The 12,987-nt window shown below is 68.9% G+C and carries 13 protein-coding genes; 9 read left to right on the top strand and 4 right to left on the bottom strand.

All coding sequences use genetic code 11. The annotated features are described in order from the left end of the window. Positions 1-273: 273 nt before the first annotated feature. Positions 274-1,380: an S-(hydroxymethyl)glutathione dehydrogenase/class III alcohol dehydrogenase gene (locus CFB41_RS13810; RefSeq protein WP_011353045.1), complete on the top strand. Its 1,107-nt coding sequence runs from the start codon at positions 274-276 to the stop codon at positions 1,378-1,380. Positions 1,381-1,396: 16 nt separating this feature from the next. Next, the gene (fghA, locus tag CFB41_RS13805; protein WP_089456837.1) at positions 1,397-2,245 is read left to right on the top strand and encodes an S-formylglutathione hydrolase; all 849 of its coding nucleotides are present in this window, start codon (positions 1,397-1,399) and stop codon (positions 2,243-2,245) included. Positions 2,246-2,387: 142 nt separating this feature from the next. On the opposite strand, the gene CFB41_RS13800 is transcribed toward fghA, so the two are convergent. Genes CFB41_RS13800 through CFB41_RS13785 form a run of 4 tightly spaced genes read right to left on the bottom strand, consistent with a single transcriptional unit; the run spans position 2,388 to position 5,491 of the window. Next, entirely contained in the window at positions 2,388-3,170 is a 783-nt protein-coding gene (locus CFB41_RS13800) for a metal ABC transporter permease (RefSeq protein ID WP_027789245.1), read from the bottom strand. Next, positions 3,163-4,053, bottom strand: coding sequence for an ABC transporter ATP-binding protein (locus CFB41_RS13795; RefSeq protein ID WP_089456836.1), 891 nt, complete (start codon positions 4,051-4,053; stop codon positions 3,163-3,165). Before CFB41_RS13795 ends, CFB41_RS13800 begins: the two co-directional genes overlap by 8 nt. A gap of 15 nt (positions 4,054-4,068) precedes the next feature. Next, positions 4,069-4,983, bottom strand: coding sequence for a metal ABC transporter solute-binding protein, Zn/Mn family (locus CFB41_RS13790; RefSeq protein ID WP_089456835.1), 915 nt, complete (start codon positions 4,981-4,983; stop codon positions 4,069-4,071). 46 nt (positions 4,984-5,029) lie between these two features. Then, positions 5,030-5,491: a Fur family transcriptional regulator gene (locus CFB41_RS13785; protein ID WP_011353040.1), complete on the bottom strand. Its 462-nt coding sequence runs from the start codon at positions 5,489-5,491 to the stop codon at positions 5,030-5,032. 329 nt (positions 5,492-5,820) lie between these two features. Between CFB41_RS13785 and CFB41_RS13780 the strand changes: the two genes are divergently transcribed. The 7 genes from CFB41_RS13780 (at position 5,821) to CFB41_RS13750 (ending at position 12,964) form a co-directional block, all read left to right on the top strand. Beyond that, the gene (locus CFB41_RS13780) at positions 5,821-6,597 is read left to right on the top strand and encodes an L-iditol 2-dehydrogenase (protein WP_089440904.1); all 777 of its coding nucleotides are present in this window, start codon (positions 5,821-5,823) and stop codon (positions 6,595-6,597) included. A gap of 96 nt (positions 6,598-6,693) precedes the next feature. Beyond that, entirely contained in the window at positions 6,694-7,650 is a 957-nt protein-coding gene (locus CFB41_RS13775; protein ID WP_089456834.1) for a sugar kinase, read from the top strand. Further along, the gene (locus tag CFB41_RS13770; protein ID WP_089456833.1) at positions 7,638-8,996 is read left to right on the top strand and encodes a D-tagatose-bisphosphate aldolase, class II, non-catalytic subunit; all 1,359 of its coding nucleotides are present in this window, start codon (positions 7,638-7,640) and stop codon (positions 8,994-8,996) included. Before CFB41_RS13775 ends, CFB41_RS13770 begins: the two co-directional genes overlap by 13 nt. 58 nt (positions 8,997-9,054) lie before the next feature. Next, positions 9,055-10,380 (top strand): sugar ABC transporter substrate-binding protein, encoded by a 1,326-nt coding sequence (locus CFB41_RS13765; RefSeq protein ID WP_089456832.1) that lies wholly within the window; start codon positions 9,055-9,057, stop codon positions 10,378-10,380. Positions 10,381-10,479: 99 nt separating this feature from the next. Continuing rightward, positions 10,480-11,433, top strand: coding sequence for a carbohydrate ABC transporter permease (locus tag CFB41_RS13760; RefSeq protein ID WP_089456831.1), 954 nt, complete (start codon positions 10,480-10,482; stop codon positions 11,431-11,433). Then, positions 11,430-12,281, top strand: a complete 852-nt coding sequence (locus CFB41_RS13755; RefSeq protein WP_089440899.1) for a carbohydrate ABC transporter permease — start codon at positions 11,430-11,432, stop codon at positions 12,279-12,281. Before CFB41_RS13760 ends, CFB41_RS13755 begins: the two co-directional genes overlap by 4 nt. Beyond that, positions 12,278-12,964, top strand: coding sequence for an HAD family phosphatase (locus CFB41_RS13750; RefSeq protein ID WP_089456830.1), 687 nt, complete (start codon positions 12,278-12,280; stop codon positions 12,962-12,964). Before CFB41_RS13755 ends, CFB41_RS13750 begins: the two co-directional genes overlap by 4 nt. The last annotated feature ends 23 nt before the right edge of the window (positions 12,965-12,987 follow it).

Genomic DNA, 12,987 nt, shown 5'->3' with positions numbered 1-12,987 from the left:
ACTCGAACACTTGTTCTTTTGCGCCAGCGATGACGCATCGTGGCAAGCCGGCGACCGTTTCCCGCACGCGATGCGCGGCGGGACCGGCCATCATGGCGAGCACGAGATTCTTTCGCCGTGCCGTGCGCGATGCCGCGCGGCACGGCTTCGACCGCTTTGCCTGGAACCCGGTGAAGCATGGAACCGGCGTCGGTGCTCGTGCACCCGCGCCGGCCGACATGAGCGCTGACGCGCCGACCCGGGCCGACCTCACACACAGACAGGAGTCACACGATGAAGACGAAAGCAGCGATTGCATGGAAGGCGGGCGCGCCGCTGACGATCGAGGAAGTCGATCTGGAAGGGCCGCGCGCCGGCGAAGTGCTGATCGAGGTGAAGGCGACGGGCATCTGTCACACCGACTACTACACCCTGTCGGGCGCCGATCCGGAAGGGATCTTCCCGGCGATCCTCGGCCATGAAGGTGCGGGCGTCGTGGTCGACGTCGGCCCCGGCGTCGGCACCCTGCGCAAGGGCGACCACGTGATTCCGCTCTACACGCCGGAATGCCGCGAGTGCAAGTTCTGCCTGTCGCGCAAGACCAACCTGTGCCAGAAGATCCGCGCGACGCAGGGCAAGGGGCTGATGCCCGACGCGACGTCGCGCTTCTCGCTCGACGGCAAGCCGCTGTTCCACTACATGGGCACGTCCACGTTCTCGAACTACATCGTCGTGCCGGAAATCGCGGTGGCGAAGGTGCGCGAGGACGCGCCGTTCGACAAGATCTGCTACATCGGCTGCGGCGTGACGACGGGCGTCGGCGCGGTCGTGTACTCGGCGAAGGTCGAGGCGGGCGCGAACGTCGTCGTGTTCGGCCTCGGCGGCATCGGCCTGAACGTGATCCAGGGCGCGAAGATGGTCGGCGCGGACAAGATCATCGGCGTCGACATCAACCCGAAGCGCGTCGAGCTCGCGAAGAAGTTCGGGATGACGCACTTCATCAACCCGAACGAAGTCGAGAACGTGGTCGACCACATCGTGCAGCTGACCGATGGCGGCGCCGACTACTCGTTCGAGTGCGTGGGCAACGTGAAGCTGATGCGCCAGGCGCTGGAGTGCACGCACAAGGGCTGGGGCCAGTCGTTCATCATCGGCGTGGCGGCAGCGGGCGAGGAAATCAGCACGCGTCCGTTCCAGCTCGTGACGGGCCGCGAGTGGAAGGGTTCGGCGTTCGGCGGCGCGCGCGGCCGCACCGACGTGCCGAAGATCGTCGACTGGTACATGGAAGGCAAGATCAACATCGACGACCTGATCACGCACACGCTGCCGCTCGAGCGGATCAACGAGGGCTTCGACCTGATGAAGGCCGGCGAGTCGATCCGCTCGGTCGTGCTGTACTGACCGGGAGCGCACCGCGATGCTCGAACTCGTTTCCTCGCATGCGTGCCACGGCGGCGAGCAGCGTTTCTACCGTCACGATTCGGCGGCCATCGGCCTGCCGATGAAGTTCTCGGTGTACCTGCCGCCGCAGGCCGCGCACGGCCGCGTGCCGGCGCTGTTCTATCTCGCGGGGCTCACGTGCACCGACGAGACGTTCGCGATCAAGGCCGGCGCGCAGCAATACGCGGCGCAGCACGGCCTCGCGCTCGTGATGCCCGATACGAGCCCGCGCGGCGCGGGCGTGCCGGGCGAGACCGATGCGTGGGACTTCGGCGTCGGCGCGGGCTTCTACGTCGATGCGACCGAGGCGCCGTGGTCCGCGCACTACCGGATGGAGTCGTACGTGACCGGCGAGCTGCGCGAGCTCGTCGCGGCCGAGCTGCCGATCGACGGCGCGCGGTTGGGGATCTTCGGCCACTCGATGGGCGGGCACGGTGCGCTGACGCTCGCGTTGCGCCATCCGGGCCTGTTCCGGTCGGTGTCGGCATTCGCGCCGATCGCCGCGCCGACGCGCTGCCCGTGGGGCGAGAAGGCGTTCTCGGGTTATCTGGGCGCCGATCGTGAAGCGTGGAAGGCGCACGACGCGAGCGAACTCGTCGCGCGCGCCGATGCGCCGAAGTTCGCGGACGGCATCCTCGTCGATCAGGGCCTTGCCGACCAGTTCCTCGCGAACCAGCTGAACCCCGACGTGTTCGAAGCCGCGTGCGCGAAGGCCGGCCAGCCGCTGACGCTGCGCCGCCATCCGGGCTACGACCACGGGTACTACTTCATCTCGACGTTCATCGCCGATCACATCGCGCATCACGCGCGCGTGCTCGCGCGATGAGCGGGAGCGGAAGCCGCTAGCGCACACGGCGGCACACGCCGCACCGCGCGATCGCGGGCGCATAAAAAAACGCCGGCGCTGCCCTCGGGCACGCCGGCGTTTTTTATTACCTACCTCGAGATGGTGATCTGCCGCGGGCCGCTCAGTGGCGCCGCAACAGGCTCGCGCCGTACACGAGCGCCGACAGCGCGGTGATCCAGAAGCTCGTCGGCCAGTCGGTGTGATACGCGAGCACGATGCCGAGCCACGCTTCGAACAACGCGAACAGCGCGGCGAGCAGCACGCCGGTCGACAGCCGCGTCGTCACGTTCTGCGCGGCGGCGGCCGGCCCGACCAGCAGCGTGAACACCAGCAGCACGCCGACGATCTGCGTCGCCGCGGCCACCGCGAGCGCGCACACCGCGAGGAACAGCATCGACACCGTGCGCAGCGACACGCCCTTGGCTTCGGCCAGTTCAGGCTGCAGCGACGCGAACAGCAGCGGCCGTGCGATCAGCGCGAGCGCGAGCAGGCTCACCGCGCCGATGCCGGCGAGCACCGCGAGCGTGTCGTGGCTCACCGCGAGCACGTTGCCGAACAGCAGTGCGGTGACCTGCGTCGCGAACGACGTATAGAAATGCAGGAACAGCAGGCCGAAGCCGAGCGCACCGGACAGGATCACGCCGATCGCGACGTCGCGGCCCGCGAGCTTCTCGCCGAGCGCGCCCATCCCGATGCCGGCCGCGAGCGTGAAGCCGACCATCCCCCAGATCGGCGAGATGCCGAGCAGCACCGCGCCCGTCGCGCCGGTGAAGCCGACGTGCGACAGCGCATGGCCGGCGAAGGTCTGCCCGCGCAGCACCAGGAAGTAGCCGACGATGCCCGCGAGCACCGCGACGATCCCCGACGCCGCGAAGGCGTTGATCATGAAGTCGTATTCAAACATCGTGCGAATGCCCGGGATGAGCGTGTCCGTGGTGGTGATGGCCGTGGCCGCCGCCACCGCCGTGCGAGTGACCGTCGTCGTCCTCGTGTTCGTGATCGTGCTTCTCGATCTCGACGTCGCCCGACATCACGAAGATCTTGCCGTTCACGCGCATCACGTCGATCGGCGAACCGTAGAGCCGCGACAGCACCGGCTTCGTGATCACCTCGTCGACGGTGCCGAGCGCGGCAACGCCGTTGCCGAGATACAGCACGCGGTCGAGCGCGTTCAGCAGCGGATTCAGTTCGTGCGCGGAGAACAGCACGGTGATGCCGAGCTCGCGCTGCACGTTACGCACGAGTTCGACCACGCCGCGCTGGTGGTTCGGGTCGAGGCTGATCAGCGGCTCGTCGAGCAGCAGCAGCTTCGGGTTGCCGAGCAGGCATTGCGCAAGCAGCAGGCGCTGCCGCTCGCCGCCGGACAGTTCCGACAGCGGCCGGCGCGCGAGCGTCGGGCCGCCGACGAGGTCGAGCACGCGGTCGACGTCGCGGCGCGTCGCCGCGTTCGTGTGCGGCAGCCCCCAGCGGTGGCCGTCGGCGGCCATCGCGACGAAGTCGTAGCCGCGCATCCGGCGGTTCGCGAGGCCGCTCCTGATCTGCGGCATGTAGCCGATCGACGCGTTGCCGCGCACGACCGGCACACCGCCGACGGACAGCGTGCCGGCCGACACGGGCACGAGGCCGAGCACCGCGCGCATCAGCGTCGTCTTGCCCGCGCCGTTCGGCCCGAGCACGCCGACGAATTCGCCGGGTTCGATCGAGAAGCTGACGTCGCGCAGGATCGTGCGTCCGCCCAGTTCGAGCGTGACGCGATCGACGGCGAGTGCGTGAGGAGTGGCGGTCATTTCGTTACGGAGTGTTTATTTCTTGCCGGCGGCCAGCGCCGCCGAGAGCGCATCGAGCTGGCCGGCCATCCATTGCTGGAAGGTCTTGCCGGCCGGTTGCGTCTCGGTGACGCTGACGGTCGGCACGCCGCCGTCGCGCGCGATCTTCAGCATGCGCTTGGTCATCGGTTCTTCGGCCTGGCTGTTGTAGATCAGCACGCGCACCTGCTTCTTGCGCAGGTCGTTCTCGAATGCGGCGACGTCCTGTGCGCTCGCCTCGGTGTCGTTCATCGTCGCGAGCTGGAAGCGCTGGTTGCGCATGTCGAGGCCGATCGCGTCGGACATGTAGCCGAACACGGGCTCGGTGGCCGTGACCGGTACGCCCTTGTACTGCGCGCGTAGCGCGGCGACCTTGTCGTCGACGGGCTTCAGCGACGCGACGAATTTCTGCAGGTTCGCGTCGTATTCGGCCTTGTTCGCGGGGTCGGCGCGGCCGAGCTCGGCCGCGATCGCGCGCGCGGCGGCCGGCATCGTCGCCGGGTCGTACCACAGGTGCGGGTTGTCACCGGCCTTCTTGCCGACCAGGTCGGCAACGACGATCGTCGCGCGCTTCGCCTGCTTCGACGCGCCGAGCAGCTTGCTCATCCACGGATCGTAGTTGGCGCCGTTGTAGATCACGACCTGCGCGTGCTGGAGCGCGCGGGCGGTCTTCGGGCTCGCTTCGAACAGGTGCGGATCCTGGTCCGGATTGCTGAGGATGCTGGTCACCGCGACATGGCTGCCGCCGATTTGCGACGCGACGTCGCCGTAGAAATTCTCGGCGGCCACGACGTTGACGGTCGCGGCCTGCGCGAACACGGGCGCCGCGAGCGACAGGGCCGCGACAGCGGCGGCGAGCCAGCGGACAGGCGACAAGGCACGCCGCGGCGCGCGCTTCAGGGCATTGGACATGGGACTCCTCGTTGGAAGGGGCGGCGCGTGCGCCGCACGAAACGCGTCAGCGTTGCACGGGCTTGTGCTTGCAGTGCCCGCACAGGCCGCTCAGCTCGACGACCTGGTGGTGGACTTCGAAACCGTGCGCGGGCTCGCTCGCGGACAACTGCTTCGCGAGGTCGCCGCCGGGGATCTCGACGGTATCGCCGCACGAGTCGCAGATCAGGAACTGGCCTTCGTGCGGCACGCCGATCTCGCAGCACGCGAAGAACGCGTTCTTCGATTCGATCCGGTGGATGAAGCCGTGCTCGACGAGGAAATCCAGTGCGCGGTAGACGGTCGTGGGCGGCACGCGGCCGCGCTGCGGCTCGAGCTCGGCGAGCAGGTCGTACGCGCCGATCGGGCGCTGCGCGGCCAGCACGCGTTCGTAGACCTGGCGGCGCAGCGGCGTCCACGCGAGCCCGTGCTCGGCGGCGAATGCGTCGGCCCGGGACAGCCGGGCGTCAATGGACGATGAGGTAGCCATGGCGTGAAGCAGCGCGATGAAACAAAGTACGGCGATGATATAACGTATCGCCGCGCCGTGCAGCGCGAAATCCCGCTTCCGTCCTCGCTCCGTCCCCTTCATCACCGATTCGACCGCGCCGCACCGTGGGCGCTACGCCTTGCCGGGCGTGCGCGGCGGGCCGCCACGCTGCGCCGTTGTGCCGCAGCGCGTCATAGAAAGCCGTCACGTTGCCTTGACAGCGCGAATCGCGTATCCGATCATTCGATCACCAACAGAGCAATTGATCGGTTGGCGAGCGTTCGCTCACCTCGCAACCGTCGACAAGCAGAACGAACCGGAGACAGCCAGTGAGACTGGAAGACAAGGTCGCGATCCTGACGGGCGCCGCAAGCGGCATCGGCGAGGCGGTCGCGCAACGCTATCTGGACGAGGGCGCACGCTGCGTGCTCGTCGACCTGAAGCCGGCAGGCGGCTCGCTCGCGCGGCTCATCGAGGCGAACCCCGGCCGTGCGGTGGCCGTCACCGCGGACGTCACGCGCCGCGACGACATCGAGCGGATCGTCACCACGACGGTCGAGCGCTTCGGCGGCGTCGACATCCTGTTCAACAACGCCGCGCTGTTCGACATGCGGCCGATCCTCGACGAATCGTGGGACGTGTTCGACCGGCTGTTCTCGGTCAACGTGAAAGGGCTCTTCTTCCTGATGCAGGCCGTCGCGCAGCGGATGGTGGAGCAGGGCCGTGGCGGCAAGATCATCAACATGTCGTCGCAGGCCGGGCGTCGTGGCGAGGCGCTCGTTTCGCACTACTGCGCGACCAAGGCCGCGGTGATCAGCTACACGCAGTCGGCCGCGCTCGCGCTCGCGCCGCACCGGATCAACGTGAACGGCATCGCGCCGGGCGTGGTCGACACGCCGATGTGGGAGCAGGTCGATGCGCTGTTCGCGCGCTACGAGAACCGGCCGCTCGGCGAAAAGAAGCGGCTGGTCGGTGAAGCCGTGCCGCTCGGCCGCATGGGCGTGCCGGGCGACCTGACGGGCGCCGCGCTGTTCCTCGCGTCGTCCGACGCCGATTACATCACCGCCCAGACGCTGAACGTCGACGGCGGCAACTGGATGAGCTGACGTGATGCCGCTCGCACGCGCCACCCGCCGGCCGGCCTGCGATGAGGCGGCCGCCCCGAACGTCGCGGCCGCCGTCGAACGAGGAGGGTTAGCCTGATGGCCGAGATCGTCGTGGCCGGCGAACTGCTCGCCGAATTCGTCGCCGCCGAGCGCGGCCAGGGTTTCGATACGCCGGGCCTGTTCGAGGGGCCGTTCCCGAGCGGCGCGCCGGCGATCTTCGCCGACCAGGCCGCGCGGCTCGGCGCGAGCGTCGCGTATGCGGGCTGCGTCGGTCGCGACGCATTCGGCGACGCGATCGTCGCGCGGCTCGAACGCGACGGTGTCGACGTCGCGCGCATCCGCCGCGTCGCGCGCCCGACCGGCACCGCGTTCGTCGCGTATCGCGACGATGGTTCGCGCAGCTTCGTGTTCACGCTGTCCACCAGTGCGGCCGCGTGCGTCGATGCGTCCGATGTCGATACCGCGATGTTCGACGGCTGCCGCTACTTCCACGTGATGGGTTCGTCGCTGACGAGCGAATCGGCGATCGCGGCCGTGCAGCGCGGCGTGATCGAGGCCGCGCGCGCCGGCGCCAAGGTGTCGTTCGATCCGAACGTGCGGCCCGAGATGCTGAGCTTTCGCCCGATGCGCGCGGCGCTCGACGAGATGCTCGCCGCGTGCCACCTGTTCCTGCCGAGCGAAGCCGACCTGCCGTTCTTCTGCGGGCCGCAGCCGGCCGAGCGCGCGATCGCGGGCCTGCTCGCGACCCATCCGCTGCTCGAGCGCGTCGTGCTGAAACGCGGCGCGCAAGGCAGCGTCGCGTTCGATCGCGCGCACCGTGCGCAAGCGCCGGCGTTCCAGGTCGACGAAGTCGATCCGACCGGCGCCGGCGACTGCTTCGGCGGCACGCTGGTCGCGAGCCTCGTCGCCGGCGTGCCGATCGACGTTGCGCTGCGTCGCGCGAACGCGGCCGGGGCGATCGCGGTCACGCGGCGCGGCCCGATGGACGGCAACAGCAGCGCGGCCGAAATCGACCGTTTCCTGACCGAACGAGGTATCGCATGTCCGGCCTGACGACCTTCGCCGAACGGTCGCGCACCGCGCACGCGGACGCCGTGCTGCGGATGATCTTCGACGCGAACCGCGCGGATGCGCAGCGCGGCATCTATGCGATCTGCAGCGCGCACCGGCTCGTGCTGGAGGCCGCGTGCGAAGCGGCGCGCGCGGACGGTTCGCCGCTGCTGATCGAGGCGACCTGCAATCAGGTCAACCATCTCGGCGGCTATACGGGCATGACGCCCGCCGATTTCCGCCGCGACGTCGACGCGATCGCACAGCGTTGCGGGCTGCCGCCGTCGGCGCTCGTGCTCGGCGGCGACCATCTCGGCCCGAACCCGTGGCGGCATCGCCGCGCGGCCGACGCGATGCGCGAAGCGTGTGCGATGGTCGCCGCGTACGTCGAAGCCGGCTTCGAAAAGATCCACCTCGATGCGAGCATGGCGTGCGCGGACGATCCGGCGCGGCTCGACGATCGCACGATTGCCGCGCGCGCGGCCGAGCTGTGCCGCGCGGCGGAAGACGCGGCGGCGCGCGCCGGCATCGCGCCCGTCTACGTGATCGGCACCGAGGTGCCGACGCCGGGCGGCGAAGTCAGCGGCAGCGGCGACGATGGCGACGCCGCGATCGCGCAGATCGCGGTCACGCGCAGCGACAGCATCGCGGCGACGCTCGACGCGCACCGCCACGCGTTCGCGGCAGCCGGGCTCGACGATGCGTGGACGCGCGTCGTCGCGATCGTCGCGCAGCCAGGGGTCGACTTCGACGATCGCCACGTGCTCGACTACGACAGCGCCAAGGCCGCGTCGCTCGGCGCGAGTATCCTGCAGACACCGGGCCTCGTGTTCGAGGCGCATTCGACCGACTACCAGACCGAGGGTGCGCTCGCCGCGCTCGTGCGCGACCACTTCGCGGTGCTGAAGGTCGGCCCCGCGCTGACGTTCGCGCTGCGCGAGGCGCTGTTCGCGCTGACCTTCATCGAGGACGCATTGATCGACGACGTCGCGCAGCGCTCGCGGTTGCGCGACGTGGTCGATGCCGCGATGCGCGCGCAGCCGGAGCACTGGGCACCGTACTACCGCGGCGACGAAACCGCGCAGCGGCTCGCGCGCCAGTTCAGCTACAGCGACCGGATCCGCTACTACTGGCTGCAGCCGGCCGTCGCGGCCGCGGTCGAGCAACTGTTCGACAACCTCGCGCGGCAGCCGGTGCCGGAAACGCTCGTCGCGCAGTGGTTGCCGGACGTGTACGCGGCCTGCCGCGCGGGCGGCCTCGCGAAAGAGCCGCGTGCGTGGGTGCGCCACCGGATACGCGACGTGATCGCGCACTATGCGCGCGCGTGCGGAATGCAGCGGCCGGCGTGACGGGCCGCGAAGGAAACGCAGTACCGACGACACTTCGAACAAACACAGGAGACATGCCATGCAACGAAAGATGCTCGACGCCGCCGCACGCTGCTTCGCCGGAGCCGCGCTCGCGACGGCGGCCTGCGCCGCGTCCGCCGGCACGCTGACGATCGCGACGCTGAACAATCCCGACATGATCGAGCTGAAGAAGCTGTCGCCGGCCTTCGAGAAGGCGAACCCGGACATCAAGCTGAACTGGGTGATCCTCGAGGAGAACGTGCTGCGCCAGCGCGCGACGACCGACATCACGACCGGCAGCGGCCAGTTCGACGTGATGGCGATCGGTACCTACGAGACGCCGCAGTGGGGCAAGCGCGGCTGGCTCGCGCCGATGACGGGCCTGCCCGCCGACTACGACCTGAACGACATCGTGAAGACCGCGCGCGACAGCCTGTCGTACAACGGTCAGCTGTACGCGCTGCCGTTCTACGTCGAGAGCTCGATGACGTTCTACCGCAAGGACCTGTTCGCGGCGAAGGGGCTGAAGATGCCCGACCAGCCGACCTACGACCAGATCGCCGAATTCGCGGACAAGCTCACCGACAAGGCGAAGGGCACCTACGGGATCTGCCTGCGCGGCAAGGCGGGGTGGGGCGAGAACATGGCGTACGTGTCGACGGTCGTGAACACGTACGGGGGGCGCTGGTTCGACGAGAACTGGAACGCGCAGCTGACGTCGCCGGAATGGAAGAAGGCGATCAATTTCTACGTGAACCTGCTGAAGAAGAACGGCCCGCCGGGCGCGAGCTCGAACGGCTTCAACGAGAACCTGACGCTGACCGCATCGGGCAAGTGCGCGATGTGGATCGACGCGACGGTCGCGGCCGGCATGCTCTATAACAAACAGCAATCGCAGGTGGCCGACAAGATCGGCTTCGCGGCCGCGCCGGTCGCCGCCACGCCGAAGGGTTCGCACTGGCTGTGGGCCTGGGCGCTGGCCGTGCCGAAGACGTCGAAGCAGCAGGACGCCGCGCGCAAGTTCATCGCGTGGGCGACGTCGAAGCAGTACATCGAGATGGTCGGCAAGGACGAAGGCTGGGCGTCGGTGCCGCCGGGCACGCGCACGTCGACCTATCAGCGCGCCGAGTACAAGGCCGCCGCGCCGTTCTCGGACTTCGTGCTGAAGGCGATCGAGACGGCCGACCCGAACGATCCGTCGCTGAAGAAGGTGCCGTACACGGGCGTGCAGTACGTCGGGATTCCTGAATTCCAGTCGTTCGGCACGGTGGTCGGCCAGTCGATCGCGGGTGCGGTGGCCGGCCAGATGACGGTCGACCAGGCGCTGGCTGCCGGGCAGGCCGCCGCCGACCGCGCGGTGCGGCAGGCTGGCTACAAGAAGTAACGCGGCCCGCACCGTGCGCGGTGGCGCACGGTGCGCGTCGTCGAAGCTGACAGGCGGGCAGGCTTTCGCGCCCGCGCATCAACCGGAGGGACTCCGATCATGCGTCACCTGCGTCTTCCCCTGAGCCACGCCCACGCGCCGTCGGTCGGCGACGCGTCGTCGCCGCCCGGCGCGCCGCGCCGCGCGCGCGGCGGTGCGAGCTGGCTCGTCTCGCCGTCCGTCGCGGTGCTGCTGCTGTGGATGTCGATTCCGCTCGCGATGACGATCTGGTATTCGTTCTCGCGCTACAACCTGCTGAACCCGGACGTGAAGGGCTTCGCCGGGTTCGACAACTACCGCTTCCTCGCGACCGATCCGTCGTTCCTGCCCGCGATCTGGCACACGCTCGTGCTGATCGGCGCGGTGCTCGCGATCACGGTGATCGGCGGCGTGCTGATGTCGGTGCTGTTCGACCGCAAGTTCTACGGGCAGGGCGTCGCACGCCTGCTCGCGATCGCGCCGTTCTTCGTGATGCCGACGGTGTCCGCGCTGATCTGGAAGAACATGATCCTGCACCCGGTGTACGGGCTCGTCGCGAACGCGATGCGCGCGCTCGGGATGACGCCGATCGACTGGTTCGCCGATTACCCGCTTACCGCCGTGATCATCATCGTCGCGTGGCAGTGGCTGCCGTTCGCGTTCCTGATCCTGTTCACCGCGATCCAGTCGCTCGACCAGGAGCAGAAGGAAGCGGCACGGATCGACGGCGCCGGCCCGATCGCGATGTTCTTTTACATCACGCTGCCGCACCTGAAGCGCGCGATCGCCGTGGTCGTGATGATGGAGACGATCTTCCTGCTGTCGATCTTCGCGGAGATCTACACGACGACGGGCGGCGGCCCCGGCAACGCGACGACCAACCTGTCGTACCTGATCTACGCGCTCGGCCTGCAGCAGTTCGACGTCGGCCTCGCGTCCGCGGGCGGCATCATCGCCGTGGTGGTCGCGAACGTCGTGTCGTTCTTCCTCGTGCGGATGCTCGCGCGCAACCTGAAGGGAGAGTACGAGAAATGAGCGACCTGACCTTCGAAGGCCGGCGCGTGCCGGCCGTGTTCGACCTCGTGCGGCGCGCGCTGCCCGGCACGCTCGCGTGGCTGATCGCGCTGCTGCTGTTCTTCCCGATCTTCTGGATGGCGATCACGGCGTTCAAGACCGAGCAGCAGGCGTATGCGTCGTCGCTGTTCTTCATCCCGACGCTCGACAGCTTCCGCGAGGTGTTCGCGCGCAGCAACTACTTCGCGTTCGCGTGGAACTCGGTGCTGATCTCGGCGGGCGTCACGGTGATCTCGCTGCTGTTCGCGGTGCCGGCCGCGTACGCGATGGCGTTCTTCCCGAACCATCGCACGCAGAAGGTGCTGCTGTGGATGCTGTCGACGAAGATGATGCCGTCGGTCGGCGTGCTCGTGCCGATCTACCTGCTGTGGAAGAACGCGGGGCTGCTCGATACCGTGTCGGGCCTCGTGATCGTCTACACGCTGATCAACCTGCCGATCGCGGTGTGGATGACCTTCACGTACTTCAACGAGATCCCGAAGGACATCCTCGAAGCGGGGCGGATCGACGGCGCGTCGACGTGGCAGGAGATCGTCTACCTGCTGATGCCGATGGCGCTGCCGGGGCTCGCGTCCACTGCGCTGCTGCTCGTGATCCTGTCGTGGAACGAGGCGTTCTGGAGCATCAACCTGTCGAGCTCGAACGCGGCGCCGCTGACCGTGTTCATCGCGTCGTACTCGAGCCCCGAGGGGCTGTTCTGGGCGAAGCTGTCCGCGGCGTCGCTGCTCGCGGTCGCGCCGATCCTGATCGTCGGCTGGCTGTCGCAGAAGCAGCTCGTGCGCGGGCTCACGTTCGGAGCCGTCAAATGACCGCGACGAACGTCCTGATCTGCGATTGCGACGGCGTGCTGATCGACAGCGAGGCGGTGGCGGCCGACGTGCTCGTGCGCGAACTCGATGCCCGCTGGCCGGGTGTCGATGCGCGGCCGGCCGTGATGCCGCTGCTCGGGCTGCGCATCGAGCGCGTGCTGGCCGGCGCGAGCGACGCGCTCGGCCGCACGCTGTCGAACGACGACGTCGCCGAGATCCGCGCGGCGGTCGAGGCGGCGGCCGTCAAGGCGCCGATGGTCGACGGCATCGATGCGGCGCTGGCCGCGATCGAGCTGACGACGGCCTGCGCGAGCAACAGCTACCGCGCGTACGTCGAGGCGGCGCTCGCCCGCACGGGCCTCGCGCGCTTCTTCGGCGACCGGCTGTTCTGCGCGGACGCCGTCGCGCGGCCGAAGCCGGCGCCCGACGTGTATCTCGCGGCGGCGCGCACGCTCGGCGTCACGCCGGCCCAGTGCCTCGTGGTCGAGGACAGCGTGACCGGCATCACCGCGGCCGCCGCGGCCGGCATGACGGTGCTCGGCTTCGTCGGCGGCGGGCATGCGTCGGCCGCGCAGATCGACGCGCTGCGCGGCATCGGCGCGCGGCATGTGTTCGACGACATGCACGAGCTGCCCGGCTACGTCGCGCGCTGGCAGGCGACCGGCGCGGTGCTGCCGAACTAGCCACCCCGAATGATTGCGCGCCG

Origin of the sequence: Burkholderia sp. AU33803 (genome assembly GCF_002223095.1) — a bacterium.
GTDB lineage: Bacteria > Pseudomonadota > Gammaproteobacteria > Burkholderiales > Burkholderiaceae > Burkholderia.
Note: the sequence above shows the minus strand (reverse complement) of the source record. Positions and strands in the feature narration are given on the sequence as shown.